At 71.5% G+C, this 17979-nt stretch carries 18 protein-coding genes and 1 pseudogene; 7 read left to right on the forward strand and 12 right to left on the reverse strand.

The window, feature by feature from the left end; all coding sequences use genetic code 11:
• Positions 1–341 precede the first annotated feature (341 nt).
• The gene (locus tag NIE111_RS08385; protein ID WP_112677681.1) at positions 342–1190 is read left to right on the forward strand and encodes a 1,4-dihydroxy-6-naphtoate synthase; all 849 of its coding nucleotides are present in this window, start codon (positions 342–344) and stop codon (positions 1188–1190) included.
• On the opposite strand, the gene NIE111_RS08390 is transcribed toward NIE111_RS08385, so the two are convergent.
• Both NIE111_RS08390 and NIE111_RS08395 read right to left on the reverse strand, forming a co-directional pair.
• Positions 1151–1537 (reverse strand): cold-shock protein, encoded by a 387-nt coding sequence (locus NIE111_RS08390; RefSeq protein WP_124816498.1) that lies wholly within the window; start codon positions 1535–1537, stop codon positions 1151–1153. The genes NIE111_RS08385 and NIE111_RS08390 overlap by 40 nt on opposite strands.
• Positions 1538–1564: 27 nt before the next feature.
• Positions 1565–2188 carry an HAD family hydrolase gene (locus tag NIE111_RS08395; RefSeq protein WP_238683815.1) on the reverse strand — a complete coding sequence of 208 codons (624 nt, stop codon included), beginning with the start codon at positions 2186–2188 and terminating at the stop codon, positions 1565–1567.
• A gap of 83 nt (positions 2189–2271) precedes the next feature.
• Between NIE111_RS08395 and NIE111_RS08400 the strand changes: the two genes are divergently transcribed.
• Positions 2272–4755, forward strand: coding sequence for a helicase-associated domain-containing protein (locus NIE111_RS08400; RefSeq protein ID WP_238683816.1), 2484 nt, complete (start codon positions 2272–2274; stop codon positions 4753–4755).
• Positions 4756–4851: 96 nt separating this feature from the next.
• Here the strand turns inward: NIE111_RS08400 and NIE111_RS08405 are convergent.
• Positions 4852–5082, reverse strand: a pseudogene (locus NIE111_RS08405) (hypothetical protein); the annotation flags it as partial.
• A 97-nt stretch (positions 5083–5179) separates the two neighbouring features.
• Positions 5180–6058: a L,D-transpeptidase family protein gene (locus NIE111_RS08410; protein WP_238683817.1), complete on the reverse strand. Its 879-nt coding sequence runs from the start codon at positions 6056–6058 to the stop codon at positions 5180–5182.
• Positions 6059–6230: 172 nt separating this feature from the next.
• Between NIE111_RS08410 and NIE111_RS08415 the strand changes: the two genes are divergently transcribed.
• The gene (locus tag NIE111_RS08415; RefSeq protein WP_124854244.1) at positions 6231–7910 is read left to right on the forward strand and encodes a DNA repair helicase XPB; all 1680 of its coding nucleotides are present in this window, start codon (positions 6231–6233) and stop codon (positions 7908–7910) included.
• 313 nt (positions 7911–8223) lie between these two features.
• On the opposite strand, the gene NIE111_RS08420 is transcribed toward NIE111_RS08415, so the two are convergent.
• Positions 8224–8433, reverse strand: coding sequence for a GntR family transcriptional regulator (locus tag NIE111_RS08420; RefSeq protein ID WP_238683818.1), 210 nt, complete (start codon positions 8431–8433; stop codon positions 8224–8226).
• Between the two features lie 28 nt (positions 8434–8461).
• On the opposite strand from NIE111_RS08420, the gene NIE111_RS08425 reads away from it, so the two are divergent.
• Positions 8462–8710 carry a hypothetical protein gene (locus NIE111_RS08425; protein WP_238683819.1) on the forward strand — a complete coding sequence of 83 codons (249 nt, stop codon included), beginning with the start codon at positions 8462–8464 and terminating at the stop codon, positions 8708–8710.
• Between the two features lie 10 nt (positions 8711–8720).
• Here NIE111_RS08425 and NIE111_RS08430 read toward each other — a convergent pair whose 3' ends face one another.
• Positions 8721–9293, reverse strand: coding sequence for a TetR/AcrR family transcriptional regulator (locus tag NIE111_RS08430; RefSeq protein WP_238683820.1), 573 nt, complete (start codon positions 9291–9293; stop codon positions 8721–8723).
• An 88-nt stretch (positions 9294–9381) separates the two neighbouring features.
• Between NIE111_RS08430 and NIE111_RS08435 the strand changes: the two genes are divergently transcribed.
• Positions 9382–9753, forward strand: coding sequence for a DUF4267 domain-containing protein (locus NIE111_RS08435; protein ID WP_238683821.1), 372 nt, complete (start codon positions 9382–9384; stop codon positions 9751–9753).
• A gap of 104 nt (positions 9754–9857) precedes the next feature.
• Here NIE111_RS08435 and NIE111_RS08440 read toward each other — a convergent pair whose 3' ends face one another.
• From NIE111_RS08440 to NIE111_RS08455, 4 genes are all read right to left on the reverse strand, one after another.
• The gene (locus tag NIE111_RS08440; RefSeq protein ID WP_238683822.1) at positions 9858–10541 is read right to left on the reverse strand and encodes a hypothetical protein; all 684 of its coding nucleotides are present in this window, start codon (positions 10539–10541) and stop codon (positions 9858–9860) included.
• A gap of 273 nt (positions 10542–10814) precedes the next feature.
• Positions 10815–11159: a type II toxin-antitoxin system HicB family antitoxin gene (locus NIE111_RS08445; protein WP_238683823.1), complete on the reverse strand. Its 345-nt coding sequence runs from the start codon at positions 11157–11159 to the stop codon at positions 10815–10817.
• The gene (locus NIE111_RS08450) at positions 11159–11404 is read right to left on the reverse strand and encodes a toxin HicA (protein WP_238683824.1); all 246 of its coding nucleotides are present in this window, start codon (positions 11402–11404) and stop codon (positions 11159–11161) included. Before NIE111_RS08450 ends, NIE111_RS08445 begins: the two co-directional genes overlap by 1 nt.
• A 39-nt stretch (positions 11405–11443) precedes the next feature.
• Positions 11444–12196: a TIGR03089 family protein gene (locus NIE111_RS08455; protein ID WP_238683825.1), complete on the reverse strand. Its 753-nt coding sequence runs from the start codon at positions 12194–12196 to the stop codon at positions 11444–11446.
• Positions 12197–12340: 144 nt separating this feature from the next.
• Here NIE111_RS08455 and NIE111_RS08460 point away from each other — a divergent pair, with 144 nt between their 5' ends.
• Together NIE111_RS08460 and NIE111_RS08465 are read left to right on the forward strand one after the other, a co-directional pair.
• Entirely contained in the window at positions 12341–13411 is a 1071-nt protein-coding gene (locus NIE111_RS08460) for a hypothetical protein (protein ID WP_238683826.1), read from the forward strand.
• Positions 13412–13465: 54 nt separating this feature from the next.
• On the forward strand, positions 13466–15772 hold the full coding sequence (locus tag NIE111_RS08465) for an esterase-like activity of phytase family protein (RefSeq protein WP_238683827.1): 2307 nt from the start codon (positions 13466–13468) through the stop codon (positions 15770–15772).
• Positions 15773–16089: 317 nt separating this feature from the next.
• Here NIE111_RS08465 and ligD (NIE111_RS08470) read toward each other — a convergent pair whose 3' ends face one another.
• On the reverse strand, positions 16090–17001 hold the full coding sequence (ligD, locus tag NIE111_RS08470; RefSeq protein WP_238683828.1) for a non-homologous end-joining DNA ligase: 912 nt from the start codon (positions 16999–17001) through the stop codon (positions 16090–16092).
• On the reverse strand, positions 16991–17932 hold the full coding sequence (gene ligD / locus NIE111_RS08475) for a non-homologous end-joining DNA ligase (protein WP_238683829.1): 942 nt from the start codon (positions 17930–17932) through the stop codon (positions 16991–16993). Before ligD (NIE111_RS08475) ends, ligD (NIE111_RS08470) begins: the two co-directional genes overlap by 11 nt.
• Positions 17933–17979: the final 47 nt, after the last annotated feature.

Here is a 17979-nt window from a genome sequence, read left to right on the forward strand (position 1 = left end):
AGCTGAATCGTCTGCGGCATCACCACCCTCTTGGGGGCCACGGTCAACCGGCCCCGCCTCTGGGTCCGGGGCTGGGGCCGGGTCCGGGGCTGGGTCTGAGGCCGGGGCTGGGTCTGAGGCTGGGTCCTGGTCTGCGAGCACCCGTGGCCCCAGCTCCAGACCACGGTCACCGACTCCGGGCGATTCGTTTACGACATCAGCTCCAAAGGGAGACCGGGATAGGTGCTCGCCCCTGCTGGGCCAGTCGTTTCCCCGCGTTGTTCCACCCGGCGTCACGGTCGCGGATCACAGTCGTGGGGTGGGCGAGGAACTTGGGCGGAGGGCGGGGCTACCGTGAGGGTGTGGCGCTCTCCCTGGCGATCTCGCCCTGCCCCAACGACACATTCGTCTTCCACGCGCTGGTGCACGGGCGGGTGCCCGGCGCGCCGCCGGTCGAGGTGACGTACGCCGACGTGGACGTCACCAACACGGCGGCCGAGCGGGGTGCGTTCGACCTGGTGAAGGTGAGCTTCGCGGCGCTGCCCTGGCTGCTCGACGACTACCACCTGCTGCCCTGCGGCGGCGCCCTCGGTCGCGGTTGCGGTCCACTGGTGCTCACCCGGGGCGACCGTGACGGCGGGCCGGACCGCACCGACCTGACCGGTGCCACGGTGGCGGTGCCGGGCGACCGCACCACCGCGTACCTGCTGTTCCGGCTCTGGTCGGCCGGGCGACCGCCGGCCCGGATCGAGGTGGTTCCGTTCCACGAGATCATGCCGGGCGTGGCGGCTGGGCGCTACGACGCTGGGCTGGTCATCCACGAGGCCCGGTTCACCTACCACCGGCACGGCCTGAGCGCGCTTGTCGACCTCGGCGAATGGTGGGAGGCAGACACCGGCCTGCCCATCCCCCTCGGCGCGATCCTGGCCCGACGCGGGGCGGTCGACCCGGAGGCCGCGGCCGGCTGGGTCCGCGAGTCGGTCCGGCAGGCCTGGGCGGACCCGGCGGCCAGCCGGGAGTACGTGCTGGCGCACGCCCAGGAGATGGAGCTCGACGTGGTCGACCGGCACATCGGCCTCTACGTCAACGAGTTCACCGCTGACCTGGGCGAGGCCGGTTTCGCCGCGGTGGCGGCACTGCTCGACCGGGCCGCCACCGCCGGCCTGGTGCCTCAGACCTCCAGCTCGCGGGCCACCGCGTGGACCAGCTGAGCGATCTTCTGCGCGGACTTCTTGTCCGGGTACCGACCCCGGCGCAGGTCCGGCTGGACCTTCGCCTCCAGCACCTTGATCATGTCTTCGACCAGGCCGTGCAGCTCCTCGGCCGGCCTGCGGCGCAGCTCCGACATCGACGGCGGCGCGTCCAGCAGCTTGACCCCCATGGCCTGCGCGCCCCGGCGGCTGTCCACCACGCTGAAGTCGACCCGCTGGCCACCCTTGAGGTCGGTGACACCCGCCGGCAGCGCCCCCTTGGGCAGGAACACGTCGCCGCCCTCGTCACTCGTGACGAAGCCGTATCCCTTGGCCGTGTCGTACCACTTCACTCGACCCGTAGGCACCTGAAAACCCCTGCTTCACTTGAGCCGCTACTGCTCCAAGGCTAGCTGGATCATCCGGTCGAGCGCCGCTGGGAATTCGGTGAGCTCGTTCAGCACCACTTCCGCCCCGGCCGCGCGCAGCTCATCCGAGGAGCAAGGGCCGGTTGCCACACCGATGCCGGGCACCCCGGCCGCTGCGGCCGCCACCATGTCCGCGACATGATCACCGACGTAGTGGGTCGCGCCGTGCTCCCGCAGAGCGGTCGCCTTCTGCTCGGCGAACAGGTCGCCGGCCAACTCGTCGACAGCAAGACCGAGGTGATCGAGGTGCAGCCGGGCCAGCCGGCCGATCTTGGACGTGACGACCAGCACCCGGCCACCCCGCGCACGGATCGCCTCGATGGCCTCCCGGGCACCGGGCAGCAGGAGCGTCGGGGTGATCGCGTACGCCGGGTACAGCTCGCGATACACCCGCACGGCCGACTCGACCTGCTCCGGAGGGAACCAGTGCGCGATCTCGGTACGCAGCGGCGGCCCGAGCCGGGACACCGCCACCTCGGCGTCGACCCGCACGCCGGTCCTGGCGGTCAGCGCCCGGTACGCCGCGGCGATGCCGGGGCGGGAGTCCACCAGGGTCATGTCGAGGTCGAATCCGACGGTCAGTGCGGGCATGTCGAGAAACGTACCGGCTACTCCCAGCCGACCGGACGTCCGAGGGGCGCGGAGGCCCGGTGCCGGGCTAGCGTGGAAAGACGATGACCACCTCACTCGCCGACCACCTGCGGTCGCTGCCCGACGAGTCACTGGCCGCGCTCCTCCAGCTGCGGCCCGACCTCGTCGTGCCCGTGCCGGCCGACGTCTCCGCCCTGGCCATCCGAGCCCAGTCCCGGGTCTCCGTGGCCCGCGCGCTGGACGGTCTGGACCAGTTCACCCTCCAGATCCTCGACGCCGCCCGCCTCACCCGGAGCCCGGACGACGCCACCACGGCCACCGACACCGTGCTCGCGATGGCGACCTCGGGGCCGCAACCGCCGGCTCCGACGGCCGTCCGGGCCGCCGTGGGCCGACTGCGTGCGCTCTTCCTGCTGTACGGCCCGGAGCACGCGCTCCAGGTGCTGCCAGCCGTCGACGAAGTCTCCCCGTACCCCGCTGGGCTCGGCCGACCGGCCGCGGAGCTGGACCCGCGCACTGCCGCGCTCTGCGCGGACCCGGCGAAGCTCCGACGGACGGTGCTCGCCGCCCCGCCCTCGGCCCGGGCGATCCTGGACCGGTTGGCGGCCGGCCCGCCGGTGGGCAGCGTGCCGCCCGGGGCGTTGCAGGCGCCGCCGCTCGGCGCGGCGGACCCGGTCCTGTCCGACCCGACAAACGGTGGCGCGCCGACCGGCTCCCCGGTGCGGTGGCTCGTCGACAACCGACTGCTGGTCCCGGCGACGACCGGTTCGTCCACGGCCAGCGGAACTGTGGAGCTGCCCCGCGAGGTCGGCCTGCTGCTGCGCCGCGACAGCGGCCCCCTCGGGCCGCTGCGTACCAGCCCACCGCCGGTGGCCGCCGCGCCGCGCGAGCCGAAAGCGGTCGACTCGGCCGGAGCCGGGCAGAGCATGGAGGTGGTCCGGCACACCGAAGGGCTGCTGGAGCAGCTGGGCGACGAGCCCGCGCCGGTGCTGCGTTCGGGTGGCATCGGTGTACGGGACCTGCGCCGGTTGGCGCGTACCGCCGGGTTGGACGAACCGACCACCGCGCTGCTGCTGGAGGTGGCGTACGCGGCGGGGCTCCTCGGTGAGCTGGAGATGCCCGGTGCGACCACCAGCCGGTACGGGGCGGATCAGCAGGTGCTGCCGACCGGCGGGTACGAGGTGTGGCGGGCCGCCTCGCTGGCCCAACGGTGGGAGCAACTCGCCCGGGCGTGGCTGACCATGACCCGGCAGGTGGGGCTGGTGGGCCGCCGTGACGACCGGGACCGGCCGATCACCGCGCTCTCCGCCGAGGCCGAGCGGGCCAGCGTGCCGGCCACCCGACGGGCGGTGCTCGGCGTACTGGCCGATCTGGAGCCGGCGACGGCGCCCACCCCGGAGGAGGTGCAGGAGCTGCTGGACTGGCGGGCTCCGCGTCGCAGCCGGGGCCGGGACGCCGCCCACCGGGAGGTGCTGGCCGAGGCCGCACAGCTGGGCGTGACGGGGCTGGGGGCGCTCACCTCGTACGGTCGGCTGCTGCTGGGGGACCTGACGTCGACCGACGGGCGGGGTGACGACCCGTTGGGCGTGCACGCCGACGTCGAGAGCGGCGACCCGTCCAGTGCCGCGCGGGCGCTGGACGCCCTGCTGCCCGCACCGGTCGACCACTTCCTGGTGCAGGCCGACCTGACAGTGGTGGTGCCCGGCCCACCCGAGCCGGCGCTCGCCGTCGAGTTGGAGGCGATGACGGAGCTGGAGTCGGCCGGCGGGGCCAGCGTGCACCGTGTCACCACGGCGAGTGTGCGGCGGGCCCTGGATTCCGGCTACACGGCCGACGACCTGCACGACGTGTTCCGGCGTCGGTCACGTACCCCGGTGCCGCAGGGGCTCACCTACCTGATCGACGACGTGGCCCGTAAGCACGGCGGGCTGCGGGTCGGCCTGGCCGGGGCGTACCTGCGCAGCGACGACGAGACGCTGATCAGCGAGGTGTTGGCCGACCGGCGGCTGGAGTCGTTGGCGCTGCGCCGGCTCGCGCCGACGGTGCTGTGTACGCAGTACCAGGTTGGTCGGCTGCTGGGCGCGCTGCGCGACGCGGGGTACGCCCCGGTGCAGGAGGACGGCACCGGCAGCACGGTGCTGGCCCGGCCGCGAATCCGGCGGGCCCCGCCCCGAGTGTCGGTGACCACCCGGACGATCGACCCGCTGGCCGCCCCGAAGCTACCCATGCCCCGGCTGCTGGGCGTGGTGGAACACATCCGGCGAGGCGACGCGGCAGCGCGGGCCGCCCGACGGGCGCCGGCGGTGGTGCGCGGCGGGGCGCCTGGGCTGGGTGGTGGCCCGGTGCCGGCCCACACCCACAGCGAGGCGCTGGCGGTGCTCCAGCAGGCGGTCCGGGACAAGGCGCTGGTCTGGGTGGGTTATGTCGACGCGCACGGGGCGACGGCGTCACGTCTGCTCAAGCCGGTCTCGATCGGTGCCGGCTACCTGCGGGCCGAGGACGAACGGACCGAGATGCTGCACACGTTCGCGCTGCACCGGATCACCGCGGCGGTGGTGGCGGACTGACCGGCGGCGTAACCGCGCGGGGTGCACCGTCGGTCAGCGGCGGCTGCGGCGGCTGCGGCTGCGGCTGCGGCTGCGGCTGCGGCTGCGGCTGCGGCTGCGGCTGCGGCGTACGGTGCCGACCACCGAGATGATCAGCAGCAGCGCGAAGCCGGCGCCGGCGGATTCCCCGACCGAGTCGACGAAGCCCTGCTGGAGCACCAGCCAGCCGAAGAGGAACCATCCGAGCAGGAGCGTCGCCGCGACGGCGTACGCGATCACCGTCGCTCGGGACACCTCGTCGGGTGGTGCGTGCTCGTGCTCCGCGATCACGTCACGGTCGACCGTCATACCCAGCCTCCCCGCCCGGTCCGGCCCTGGACTCCAAGGGTGACACTCAAGAGTCCGGTCGGACAGGGGGTTACCGCCGCGATTCGCTCAGTGTCACTCAGGTGCCGGGGCGTCGGCCGATCAGCACCACCCGGGTGCCGACCTTGCCGAGCTCCCACATCCGGACGGCGTCGGCGTGCAGCAGGTTGACGCACCCGTGCGAGCCGATCGACTTCTCGTGCAGGTAGGTGGTGGTCTCGTGGAAGCCCATCCCCTGGGTGAAGTGCTGCCAGTACGGCAGCCACACCTCGTACGGGTTCGACCATTCCTTGGGGTTGCGGTAGTTGACGGCGTACGTGCCGGCCGGGGTGCGATAGCCGGACATGCCGGTGCGGGTCACCGTCGGTGCCATGATCACCTTGCCGCCGCGCAGCGCCCAGACGGTCTGCCGGGTCAGGTCCACGCAGAACGTGGTGCCGGTGCCGGCCTTGCAGCGGGTCGTGTCGGTGGTGGCGAGGCGCTGGGCCACGTCGAGGGTGGTGGGTCCGGCGCGACCCTCGACGGGGCGAATGCCGTACCTCTTCTGGAACTTCTTGATCGCCGCGCAGTCGGCGGCGGACTGCCGACCGTCAACCGTCACGGCCCCGAACCCGCCCAACCGGGCCAGGTGGGTCTCCACCGCCCGCTGGTGCTGCCCCTGGGGGCAACCGGCGACGGTCGGCGTACCGGTGCCGGGGGTTTTCGTGGGTGTCGGGCGGGTCGGCTTCGGCGTGGGTTTCCGGGAGGGTTTCGGGGTGGGCGAGACCGGGGTGGGCCGGCCGTGCTGGTCGGGCCCGGACGTGTCGCCCGCCCCCGTTGCCTGTTCCGCCGCACCGGCTGGGGCGGCTCCCCCGCCACCACTCCCGCCGGACTGCGGATCGAACGCGCACGCTCCCGCGCCGACCAGCACGACCACCACGAGGGCAACCAGCCGGGAAGTGGTCCGAACATGCTCCATGGGCCCTCCCCAGACAGTCGTCCCTCTACTAGACGTTCGTGAGTGCCATCACGGTTGCGCCCGGTGAGCATCTTTCTTCCGCGGTCCCGCGTCGTGCAACACTGGATGGTCGGCCAGCAGCGGGTATGCGACCCGTTTCGGCCGGTCGGCCAACCGAGGAGAGGACGCTGGCGTGAGCGGTGGACCACTGATCGTGCAGTCGGACAAGACCCTGCTGCTGGAGATCGACCACCCCGACGCGCAGGCCTGCCGGATGGCGATCGCGCCGTTCGCGGAGCTGGAACGCTCGCCGGAGCACGTGCACACCTACCGGCTGACGCCGCTGGGTCTGTGGAACGCCCGCGCTGCGGGGCACGACGCCGAGGGTGTCGTGGATTCGCTGCTCAAGTACTCCCGTTACCCGGTGCCGCACGCGCTGCTGGTGGACGTGGCCGAGACGATGGACCGGTACGGCCGGCTTCAGCTCGCCAACGACCCGGCGTACGGGCTGGTGCTGCGCGCACTGGACCGGCTGGTGCTGATCGAGGTGGCCAAGAGCAAGAAGCTCGCCGGGATGCTCGGCGACAAGATCGACGACGACACCATCCGGGTGCACCCGTCCGAGCGTGGCCGGCTCAAGCAGGCGCTGCTCAAGCTGGGCTGGCCGGCGGAGGACCTGGCCGGTTACGTCGACGGTGAGGCGCACCCGATCGAGCTGGCCGAGGCCGGCAAGGACGGGCGCAAGCCGTGGACGCTGCGCTCGTACCAGCGGGAGGCCGTGGAGGCGTTCTGGGCCGGCGGGTCGGGGGTGGTGGTGCTGCCGTGCGGCGCCGGCAAGACCCTGGTCGGCGCGGCGGCGATGGCCGAGGCGAAGGCGACCACGCTGATCCTGGTGACCAACACGGTCGCCGGCCGGCAGTGGAAGCGGGAGCTGATCGCCCGCACCTCGCTGACCGAGGAGGAGATCGGCGAGTACTCCGGCGAGCGCAAGGAGATCCGCCCGGTCACCATCGCCACGTACCAGGTGCTCACCTCGCGGCGCGGCGGCGCGTTCACCCACCTTGACCTCTTCGGGGCCCGCGACTGGGGCCTGGTCGTCTACGACGAGGTGCACCTGCTGCCCGCGCCGATCTTCCGGTTCACAGCGGACCTCCAGGCCCGCCGCCGGCTGGGCCTCACCGCGACTCTGGTACGCGAAGACGGCCGCGAGGGTGACGTGTTCAGCCTGATCGGGCCCAAGCGGTACGACGCGCCGTGGAAGGACATCGAGTCGCAGGGCTGGATCGCCCCGGCTGAGTGCACCGAGGTCCGGGTGACACTGACCGACGCGGAGCGGATGTCGTACGCGACGGCGGAGGCGGAGGAGCGCTACCGGATGGCGGCGACCGCTCGCACCAAGCTGCCAGTGGTCAAGGCGCTGGTCGACAGGCACCCGGACGACCAGGTGCTGGTGATCGGCGCGTACATCGACCAGCTGCACCAGCTCGGCGAGTACCTCGACGCGCCGATCATCCAGGGCTCGACCACGAACAAGGAGCGGGAGCGGCTGTTCGACGCGTTCCGGTCCGGCTCACTGCGGACCCTGGTGATCTCGAAGGTCGGCAACTTCTCGATCGACCTGCCGGAGGCTGCGGTGGCGATCCAGGTGTCCGGCACGTTCGGCTCACGCCAGGAGGAAGCCCAGCGGCTGGGTCGGGTGCTGCGACCGAAGGCCGACGGTCGACAGGCGCACTTCTACACTGTGGTGTCCCGGGACACGATCGACACCGAGTACGCGGCGCACCGGCAGCGCTTCCTCGCCGAGCAGGGGTACGCGTACACGATCGTCGACGCCGACGACGTCCTCGGCCCGAAGCTCCCGACCGTCGACTGACCCGTGCGGCCTTGATCGACTCGGTCTTCCGGCCTTGATCGACTCGGTTTTCAGGACGTCGCGGTGTCCGGGACGCTCTGATGCCCCGGCTTCCTGGAACCCGAGTCGATCAGCGCGGTGGGTGCGGGCGCGGGGCGGGGGACGGGGGTCTCGCCCGCTCGCTATGGAGCTGATGTCGTAGACGAATCAGCCGTCCGGGGTGGACGGCGGCCACTGGCAACGCCGGGCAGCCACGCCTCGTGCACCGCGCTCCACACGCCCGCGCACCGTGCACCGCGCGCCCGCGCACCGCGCTCCGGGCAATCAGCGGAACTCAGCGCTTGCGGGACTCCGCGACGAAGACCCCGCGCCCCGGACGACCGACCAACACGCCCTCTTTCCGCAGCTTCGCCACCGCACGGCTGATCGTGGACTGCGAGACGTCGTATTCGTCTGCCAGCACGCGCCCGGACGGAAGCTGTGACCCTGGCGGATAGGTCCCGTCCTTGATCTTCTTCAGAAGATCGTCGAGCAGCTCGTCCATTGTGGGCGGGATCGGCACGTGGAGCCCCTTGCAGTCGGTTGGCTCGCCCAGTATTGATCAGCCGCTGCTGCGCGCCCGGATCTTCGCGCGTACCGCAGCTCGGGTGTTGGTCCGGCTCAGCGCGCGGGTCGAGCCGGGCGGGGTGACCGTCTCGGCGGAGGACCAGCAGGGCGTACGACATTGGGTCTTCTGTGACCGACCACTGCCCGGCGGCGCGCGGTGCGCCCTGCCGGTCGACCACCTCGCGCCGTGCGCGCGACTACCGCGTCAGCCCTGACCGGCGACGCTCACCGGGAGAACCGGTCCACCAGGACCGCGAGCCGGCGGTCGTGGTCGGCGCGGCGGAGCCGGCCGCTGCGCATCAGCGTGACCAGCCCGTGCAGGCCGCTCCAGAACGTCTCGGTGACCGCCTCCAGGTCGTCGTCCCCGGCGACCGGGCGCACCGTCTCGGCCAGTTCGGCGAAGCCCCGGGCCAGGTCGGTTGGCACGTCCTGGCTGGCGAACGGCAGGTCCACGGCGAGTGTGAACATCGCGTCGTAGATCGCGGGCCGCTGCTGGGCGAACGCGACGTACGCGGCTGCCACGTCGGCGACCGCCTGCCGGGGATCGGCGGCGGAGGCTCGGGCCGAGACCAGTGCGGTTGCCAGCTCGGCGAAGCCCTCGACGGCTACCGCCGCCATGATGGCGTCCTTGCCCTTGAAGTGGCTGTAGAGGACGGGCTGGCTGTATTCGATCTCGGCGGCGAGCCGGCGGGTGGTCACGGCGTCCCAGCCTTCCGTCAACGCCAGGTCGCGTGCCGCGGTGATGATCGCCTGCTCCCGTTCCGCCCGCTCGCGCTCCCGGCGCCCCTGTGTCGACATGACAGCAATTCTAGCACCGCTAGCGTTCCTGTCGGCGCTCTGCTAGCGTCGCTCGCGTATCTAGCGGCGCTAGCAATTGGAGCGGATCATGCTGTCCTTCATCGCCTACGGGCTCGCCGTCGTACTCAACCTCTTCGTCGTCTTCATCGGTGCGCGGTTCCTGCTGGTACCGCAAGCCGCTGCCGCCGGGTACGGCGTGCCGGCCCGCCCGGACGGCGACTCCGCCTACCTGACCGTCAAAGGGCTGAAGGACCTCACGTTCGGGCTGCTCGGCCTCGCCCTGATCGCCTTCACGACCGCCGACGCTGTCGCGTGGTTCATGCTGATCGTCGCGCTCGTACCGCTGGGCGACACCGTCATCGTGCTACGGAACGGCGGAACGAAGGCTGTCGCCTTCGGCATCCACTTCGCCACCGCCCTCGTCGTCCTCCTGAACGCCGCCCTGCTGTTCGCCCTGTAGCTGCCAAGATCGCCGGCCGCGCCCTCGCCCGTGTTGATCAAGAGGTTTGCGTCATCGATCGGCCTGATGACGACGCAAACCTCTTGATCAACGGAGTCGATGGGTCACGACGTGGGGGGTGGGCAGCGGTCGGGGAGGGTTACCTCGCCGGGGCGGTGGTCGAAGGTGTCCATGGTGAACCATTCGTCCAGCTCCGGGTCGAAGAGGTTCTGCAGGCCGAACTGCAACACCTGCCACCACCGGCTCGGGTCGTGCTGGTCGACGTAGATGTCGCCGAGCGCGATCGGGAACCGGAAGAACTCCCCCGGCACTGTGGAACCGCCGACCACCCCGACCCGCCAGTGGTCCACGTGCCGGCCCTTCTCACCCTGCAGGATCTCGGGCCCCACATAGCGGGCGGTCTTCAGCTTGTCGTTGAAGATCTGGCGGTTGAAGAACCCCGGGACTTTGCTGCACGCGCGGGGCGGAAACAGCGGGATGTTCGGCCACCTGTAGGTGAGCGTGTAGAGCGTGTTCTCGTAGATCAGGTTCGTGAACCAGATCGGATGGTCCGGGCCACCGGCGGTCATCTGGCTGTTGCCGTCGCGGCCCTGCCAGGAGAACGGCACGTCGATGCCGAGGTCCCGCACGACGTACCGGCCGGTGCCCTGGAAGTCGGCGGGGAGCAGCGGTGGGCGCGGCTCCCGCGAATCGGGGACCGTGGGGCCGTCGGCCTGCGCCGCGCGGGGCAGCGGCGCCGCCGCCGGACCGGGCGCGACCACCCCGAGGGCGAACAGAGCGCCGGCCACCGCCGAAACCAGAGTCCGACGGGTACGCCTCGACACCATGCCTCCTTCGCCGACGTGCACAGTGGCCGGCGCACTGACCGCGCGCGTGCCTTCGGCGAAGCGTAGGAGCAGGAAAAATGTGAGAACGGGCGGAAGGCTGCGGCTCCACCTGACGAGTGACGGGACGCGCACCGCCTGGAACCGAAAGCGGGCCCGAGCCGGCGTAAAGCGCACCTAGCCGCTTGATCAACAGCGCCCTTCGAGGCGCGGGCAGGACATGAGCTGTCCGACCGCTCAGGCGGCGCGGAGCTTACGAAGGACGTACTGGTTGAGACTCATCCCGTCCTCGGCGGCCTCGATGGCGAGCTCGCGATGCAGGCTCTCTCCGACACGGAGGTTGAACTTGCCCGAGTAGCTTCGCTCCGCGAACGGCTGCGGCACCGCCTCGCCCTGCTCCTGCATGTCGACGATCACCTCCTGCAACAGATCTTGAAGGCCCTGCAGCGCCTCCACCTGCGTGGGGGCCAGCCAGGAGAGCGACGCGAATTCGGCGCAGGTGGCGACAAACTCCTGGTCATCGATCGACCAGGTGACACGGTAGGTGTAGTGCGTGATCTCGGGACGGGCGTCGGGTTGCATCACATGGCCTCCTTCTTGTCGATCGCCTTGAGAACCTGCCGGACCTGGTACGCCTTGGCCTTGCCCTTGTCGTCCTGGATGTTGACGCGTGGGTCACCAGCCCACGGCATCCGGAACACGGCATGCGAGGTGCCCGTCTGCCGCGGCTTCCCGAAGTAGTGCTCGCACACCCGATAAAGATCGTTGTAGGCGATGTTCTGCTGACGCTGCCGCATCGCTTCGACAAGCCTGGCTATCGAGGGCACCCAGCAATGGTACTACCCGCAGTACCAGTACTCCACTCTTTAGAGGACCCGGGTCACCTGTTCGGCGGCGACGACCGCGTCCCGCCGCGCCGGGTCGAGGTTGGCGCTGATCACCACTGACGCGCCGGCCGAGAGCGGCGCGAGCAACCACTTCAGTGGCTGCTCGGTCTCGGCGGCGTCGACCAGGAGGCGGTCGCCGGCGCGCAGGTCCAGCATCGTGGCGAACTCCTGGGCGAGCGCACCCCACTGACCGTAGGTGGTGCCGTCCGCGGTGGCCGGATCAGACGGGTGGATGGCGGTGTGGTCGGGCACGCCGTCGCCGTGTCGAAGCACCTCGGCGGACCAGTCCAACCAGCCCAACGGCACGTCGTCCAGCCGCCCCGGCCCGGTGCCGACGAGATAGCGGTGCGGCGCGTCCGGCACGTCCTCCAGCCAGTCGTCCTGCCGCTCCGGCGTCACGAAGACCGCGTCGAACGGCCGATCGCCGCCCGGTTCGAGCACCGCCAGGCCCGCTGTGGCGCGCGGTCGGAACGACACCGCCAGGCCCGAGGCCCAGGCGCCCAACAACACCGCGGCGGTACGCCAGTGCGGCGGCAGCAGGACCGCTACGCGGCTGCCGGGGCCCAGTCGGCAGCCGTCCCGCAGCAGGCTCGCGCTGCGTGCCGCCCACTGACCGACCTGCTGTGCGGTGAGGTCGACGCGCTCGCCGGTCGCCTCGTCGCGGTAGCTGAGCAGCGGACGTTCGGCCTCGACGGGCTGGGCCGCCTGGTCGGCCGTGACGGTTGGCTGCATCTCCACGCTCCCCGGGTCGACGTCGGCACCACAGTACTCAACGACTTTCGTCGCGCCGGTCGTCGGCCGATGGCCGTATCGGGTGACCGGGTGGCCCGCGCACGGTGCAGAGAACGATCCCCGAAACGCCGCCGAGGAGCGCCCATGCCGACCGGACCCGACCCCGTCACCGCCGACCATCCCGCCACCGACCACCCGGCCGCCGCTGGCCGTCTGCCACTGCGTCGGCGGCTCCTGCCGGTGATCGCGTTGCTGTTGCTCGCGCCGTGGGCGGCCGAGTGCTCGTGGGGCGGCTTCGCCATCGACGACTTCCTGCCGGTGCTGATCTTCCTGGGCCCGATGTACGGCGGCGCGGCGATCCTCATCCGGGAGACCGCTCGGCACCTCGGCGCGGGCTGGCCGACCATCGTCCTGCTCGCCGCCGCGTTCGGCGTACTCCAGGCCGGGCTGGTCGACCAGTCACTGTTCAACCCCGACTACCTCGACGACACCCAGTACGCCGACACCCGGGCCGCCGCCGAGGCGACGCTGGTGCCGGGGCTCGAATTCAGCCTCCGGCAGGCGTTCGACTACGTCGGCAACCACATCGTGCTGACGATCTGCGCGCCGATCGTGCTCATCGAGTCGTTCCTCGGGCCGCAACGGCGTCTGCGGCCGTGGCTGGGCCGACCCGGTCTCGCCGTGGTGAGCGTGCTCTACCTGCTCGGCAGTCTGTTGATCTTCTCCGACAGCAGCGGCCGGAAGGACTTCCTGGCCAGCCCGCTCCAGCTGGCGTTCGCGGCGCTGCTGGTCCTCGCCCTCGTCGCGACGGCCCTGCTCCCTCGCTGGCGTCGCGCCCACCCGCGCCGGGTCCGCCGGGTGCCGCATCCGCTCTGGGTCGGTCTGCTGGTCGTCGTCGTCCGCCTCGGCTCCGACCTGACGCCCGCCTGGACGGGGATGATCATCGCGCTTTCGCTGTCCGCCATCGCCGGAGGGCTTGTGGCGTACTGGTCGTCGGGCAACGGCTGGGGGCAGCGGCACGTGCTCGTTGCCGGCACCGCGGGCCTGGTCACCGCCGCCGCGTTCGCGTACCTGGTGCCGCCGTACTCCCCGGCGAGCCCGGCGGCTGCCCTGGCCGGCGACGTCGCGGTCACCGTCATCACTGTCGCCCTGGTCGGCGGTGCCTGGTGGCAGCTGCGCCGTGCTTCGCCGACTGTTCATGTCGGCGCAAGCTGATGCTCCCCGACAACTGTCAGCCTCCGTGCGGGTACGACCTAACGGAGGAAGTCCTTGACACTCAGAAGAGCATTCACCGCGCTCACCGCAGCCGGTGTCGCCGCCGCCAGCCTGACCGGGGCCACCCCCGCGTCGGGCGGCGGCCACCACCATCCAGGCCTGTCGCTCGCCTTCGACCGGGTCGCCACGTACCCGGTGTTCCAGAACCGTCCGGCCGGCGAGGATCCGACGACAGCGACGGTCGCCGAGATCTCGGCGGTCAGCGAGGACGGTCGCACCCTGATCCACACCGACGCGCTGGCCCGGCGCATCGGCTTCCTGGACATCTCCCGTGCCGACCGGCCACGCGGCCTCGGCACGCTCTCCCTGTCCCAGCTCGGCGACGCCGAGGACGAGCCGACCTCGGTCGCCGTGGTCGGCAGGTACGTGCTGGTGGTGGTGAACACCAGCGCCAGTTACACAGCGCCGTCCGGCCGCCTCGACGTGATCGAACTGGCCAGTCGCGAGCGGGTGGCCAGCTTCGATCTCGGCGGTCAGCCCGACTCGATAGCGATCAGCACTGACAAGCGGTACGCCGCGATCGCCATCGAGAACGAGCGCGACGAGGAGGCCACCCCGTCCGGCGGCGAGGAGGGCGACCTGCCCCAGGCGCCCGCCGGTTTCGTGCAGATCGTCGACCTGGCCGGCACGTCTCCGGCCGGTTGGCGGCTGCGGCCTGTCGCGCTGACCGCTGCCGACGGCAGTGCGCTGCCCGCGCTGGCGCAGGCCGGCCTCGCCGCGCCGACCGACCCCGAGCCGGAGTACGTCTCGATCAACGGCCGCAACCAGTTGGCCGTGACGCTTCAGGAGAACAACGGCGTCGCCCTGATCGACCTGCCCACCGGCCGGATCACCACTGTGTTCAGCGCCGGCACCGCCACGATCAGCGGCATCGACACCAATAAGGACGGTGTCATCGACCTGACCGGCGGCATCACCGACGTGCCGCGCGAGCCGGACGCGGTGGCCTGGGTCGACGACCGCTATCTCGCCACTGCCAACGAGGGTGACTGGCACGGCGGCACCCGTGGCTGGTCGGTCTTCGACAGCCGCAGCGGACGCGTCGCCTGGGACGCCGGCAACACCTTCGAGCGGCTCGCCGTCTCGTACGGGCTGCACAACGAGGACCGGGCCGGCAAGAAGGGCACCGAGCCGGAGGGCGTGGCCGTCGCCGAGTACGACGGTGTCCGGTACGCCTTCGTCGGCTCGGAGCGGAGCAACTTCGTCGCCGTCTACGACCTGGACGACCCCACCCGGCCGGTCTTCAAGCAGGTGCTGCCGACCACCAACGGGCCGGAAGGGCTGCTGCCCATTCCGTCGCGCGGGCTGCTCGCGGTCTCCAGCGAGGAGGACGACGCCGCGGTCAACGTCCGGGCCTCGGTGTCGCTCTTCCAGCTCGGCAGTGCCACCCCGGCGTTCCCGAGCATCGTCTCCGGCACCGACCGGGCCGGCACCCCGACCGGTTGGGGAGCGCTCGGCGCGCTGAGCGCGGTCCCGGGCAAGCGGGACCAGCTCTACAGCGTCACCGACGCGGCGTACGGCCAAACCCGCATCCTCACCGTCGACGCGAAACGGACGCCGGCCGTGATCACCGCCGCGCTGCCGGTGCGGGACGCGGCCGGCGCTCCGGTCGGGTACGACGCGGAGGGCATCTTCGCCCGCCCCCAGGGCGGCTTCTGGCTCGCCGTGGAGGGCGCCAAGGGCGCGGAGAACAGGCTGGTCCGGCTCGACGCCGCCGGGGCGACCCGGCAGACCGTCGCGCTGCCCGCCGAGGTCGCCGCCGGCCTCGGCAAGCAGGGCCTGGAGGGGGTCACCGCGACCACCGACCGGCAGGGCCGGGAGATCGTCTGGGTGGCCGTACAGCGGGAGTTGAGCACCGACCCGGCCGGCGTCGTCCGGCTCGGCCGGTACGACGTCGCGGCGGGCACCTGGAGTTGGTTCGGCTACCAGTTGGGGGCCACCACAGTGCCCGGCGACTGGATGGGCCTCTCCGAGATCACAGTGGTCGGTGACCGGCTCGCGGTCATCGAACGGGACAAGCTGAACGGCCCGGCCGCCACCGTCAAGCGGATCTACACGGTGCCGTTGCCCGGTGCGGCGGCGACCGGTCCGCTGACAGTGCTGCCGAAGACGCTCGCCGTCGACGTGCTGCCCGCGCTTCGCGCCAGCAACGGCTGGACGCAGGAGAAGCTGGAGGGTCTGACCGTGGCCGGCGACGGCGAGGTGTACGCGATCACCGACAACGACGGGGTCAAGGACGCCACCGGCGAGACGGTGCTCCTACGCCTCGGCTCCAGCCGCACGGTCTTCGGCCGCCGCTGACCCACCGCCAGTTCCCCTTCGGCCGGCGTCCACCCTCGCGGTGGGCGCCGGCCGATCACGTCAGGTGACCCCGGCTACAGGCCCACCGCACCCACCGAGGAGCCTTTGCTCTGCATACCTATATGCGACACGCACGCTCCGTGATGAGCGTTCCCACCCCTCGACCGCGCGGCCGTGATGAAGTCCCAGTTCAGCGCGGTGGTGCATATAGGTATGCAGAGCAAAGGCGGTGGGTGGCCCGGCCGGGACACTGCGGCCCGTGACACTCTGCTGCTGGTACCGCCCGCGAGCATCCGGGCATCGATCGTCACCCAGTGTCAGCCGGGCAACTCCGGGCCGCCGTCCAGCAGGGGGGCGAGCAGGTCGTCGTACTCGTCGACCCGGGCCAGGACCTCGGCGGCGGTGAACTGGCGGACGGCCGGTTTCCGGCCGCGCGCGCCGGCCTCGACCTCGTCCCAGGTCAGCGGCGTCGACACCGACGGCACCGACTGGGCCCGCAGCGAGTACGGCGCCACAGTGGTCTTCGCCGCGTTGTTCTGGCTCCAGTCGATGAAGACCTTTCCCGGTCGGAGGTTCTTCGCCATCTTCGACACGATCAGCCTCGGGTGGGCCTTCTCCAGTTCCTGAGCGATCCGCCGGGCGTAGTCGGAGACGAGGTCGGACGACTGGGTGCCGGCGATCGGGCAGCAGAGCTGCATGCCCTTCTTGCCGGACGTCTTCGGGTACGACTCGATGCCGTCGTCGGCGAGGCGGTCGCGCATCAGGACCGCCACCGGGCAACACTCGGCGAGCCCGGCCGGCGGGCCCGGGTCCAGGTCGACGACCATCATGTCCGGGTGTTTGCCCACCTTCCACTGCGGTGTGTGCAGCTCCAACGCGGCAAGGTTGGCCAGCCAGACCAGGGTGGGCAGGTCGTCGGCGACCACGTAGTCGATGGTCTCCCGGCCTTTCGTCGACCCGGGCGCGGGCAGGTTCTCCACCCGCACCCAGTCCGGGGTGGCGGCCGGCGTGTTCTTCTCGAAGAACGACTTGTCGTCCACCCCGTTGGGGAAGCGGATCCGGGTGAGCGGCCGGTCCCGCAGGTGCGGCAGCAGCACCGGGGAGATCCGGGTGTAGTAGTCGATCACCTCACCCTTGGTGAACCCGGCCGCCGGGTAGAGCACCTTGTCCAGGTTGGACACCTCCAGCGCGCGACCCTCGACGTTCACCCGTAGCCGTTCAGCCGGCATCGTCGACCTCCTCCGGAGGCTTGTCCGGGCGCAACCGCAGCACCCGGGGGAAGCGCAGCCGGCCGTCGGGGGTGCGCTGGCCGTACTTCACCTCCACCACCACCTGGGGTGTTACCCAGATGACGCCCCGCGCATCCTCGCGCGGCACACCCGGCGCGAACGGTGACACGCCGGAGCGCAGCGGCTCCAGCTCGGCGAGGAGCTGCCGCTCGATGGCCGCGCCGATCCCGCCGCCGACCCGACCCCGGTAGATCAGTCGGCCGTCCGGGCCGGGCACCCCGACCAGCAGCCCGCCGATCCGGCGCGCGCCCGGTCGCCAACCGCCGATGACGAAGTCGCCGGTCACCTCCAGCTTGACCTTCACCCAGTCCGGCGAGCGCACCCCCGGGCGGTAGACGGCCCCGACCCGCTTGGCCATCACCCCCTCCAGGCCGTGCTCCCCGGCCGCCTCGTAGGTGGCCGGCCCGTCGGCGAACATCGGCGGCACCGCCCACCGGAGGCCACCGAGCGCGAGCGCCTCCAGGGCCTCCCGGCGGCGCTCGTACGGCCAGCCGGTCAGGTCGTCGCCGTTCAGCCGGAGCAGGTCGAAGATCATGTACGTCACCGGCATGACCGCTGCCAACCGGGCCGCCTTGGCCCGATCCCGGACGTGCATCCGCTCGGCCAGCGCGGTGAACGACGGCTGCCCGCCCTGGCCGAGCAGCACCACCTCGCCGTCGAGCAGCGCGTCGTCGACCTGCTCGGGCAGGGTGGCCAACTCCGGGTACGCGGCGGTGATCTCCACGCCGGAACGGGCATACAGGTGCTGACCGCCACCTGAGATGTCGGCCAGGGCGCGGACGCCGTCCCACTTGAACTCGTAGGCCCAGCCGTCACCCGCCGGGAGCGGCCCGGTCATCGCGAGCATCGGCTTGAGCGGCGCGCCGGGCACGACCCGACTGTAGTAGCAGCCCGAACACCTCGCGTCCGGTTCTTTCG

The sequence above is a fragment of the Micromonospora hortensis genome, assembly GCF_022230935.1.
GTDB lineage: Bacteria > Actinomycetota > Actinomycetes > Mycobacteriales > Micromonosporaceae > Micromonospora > Micromonospora hortensis.

Excerpts from the sequence above, each read along its gene's own strand:
- NIE111_RS08395 (WP_238683815.1), bottom strand. The coding sequence starts at position 2,188 with ATGCCCGCACTGACCGTCGGATTCGACCTCGACATGACCCTGGTGGAC.
- NIE111_RS08400 (WP_238683816.1), top strand. The coding sequence starts at position 2,272 with ATGACCACCTCACTCGCCGACCACCTGCGGTCGCTGCCCGACGAGTCA.
- NIE111_RS08410 (WP_238683817.1), bottom strand. The coding sequence starts at position 6,058 with ATGGAGCATGTTCGGACCACTTCCCGGCTGGTTGCCCTCGTGGTGGTC.
- NIE111_RS08420 (WP_238683818.1), bottom strand. The coding sequence starts at position 8,433 with ATGGACGAGCTGCTCGACGATCTTCTGAAGAAGATCAAGGACGGGACC.
- NIE111_RS08430 (WP_238683820.1), bottom strand. The coding sequence starts at position 9,293 with ATGTCGACACAGGGGCGCCGGGAGCGCGAGCGGGCGGAACGGGAGCAG.
- NIE111_RS08435 (WP_238683821.1), top strand. The coding sequence starts at position 9,382 with ATGCTGTCCTTCATCGCCTACGGGCTCGCCGTCGTACTCAACCTCTTC.
- NIE111_RS08445 (WP_238683823.1), bottom strand. The coding sequence starts at position 11,159 with ATGCAACCCGACGCCCGTCCCGAGATCACGCACTACACCTACCGTGTC.
- NIE111_RS08455 (WP_238683825.1), bottom strand. The coding sequence starts at position 12,196 with ATGCAGCCAACCGTCACGGCCGACCAGGCGGCCCAGCCCGTCGAGGCC.
- NIE111_RS08460 (WP_238683826.1), top strand. The coding sequence starts at position 12,341 with ATGCCGACCGGACCCGACCCCGTCACCGCCGACCATCCCGCCACCGAC.
- ligD (WP_238683828.1), bottom strand. The coding sequence starts at position 17,001 with ATGCCGGCTGAACGGCTACGGGTGAACGTCGAGGGTCGCGCGCTGGAG.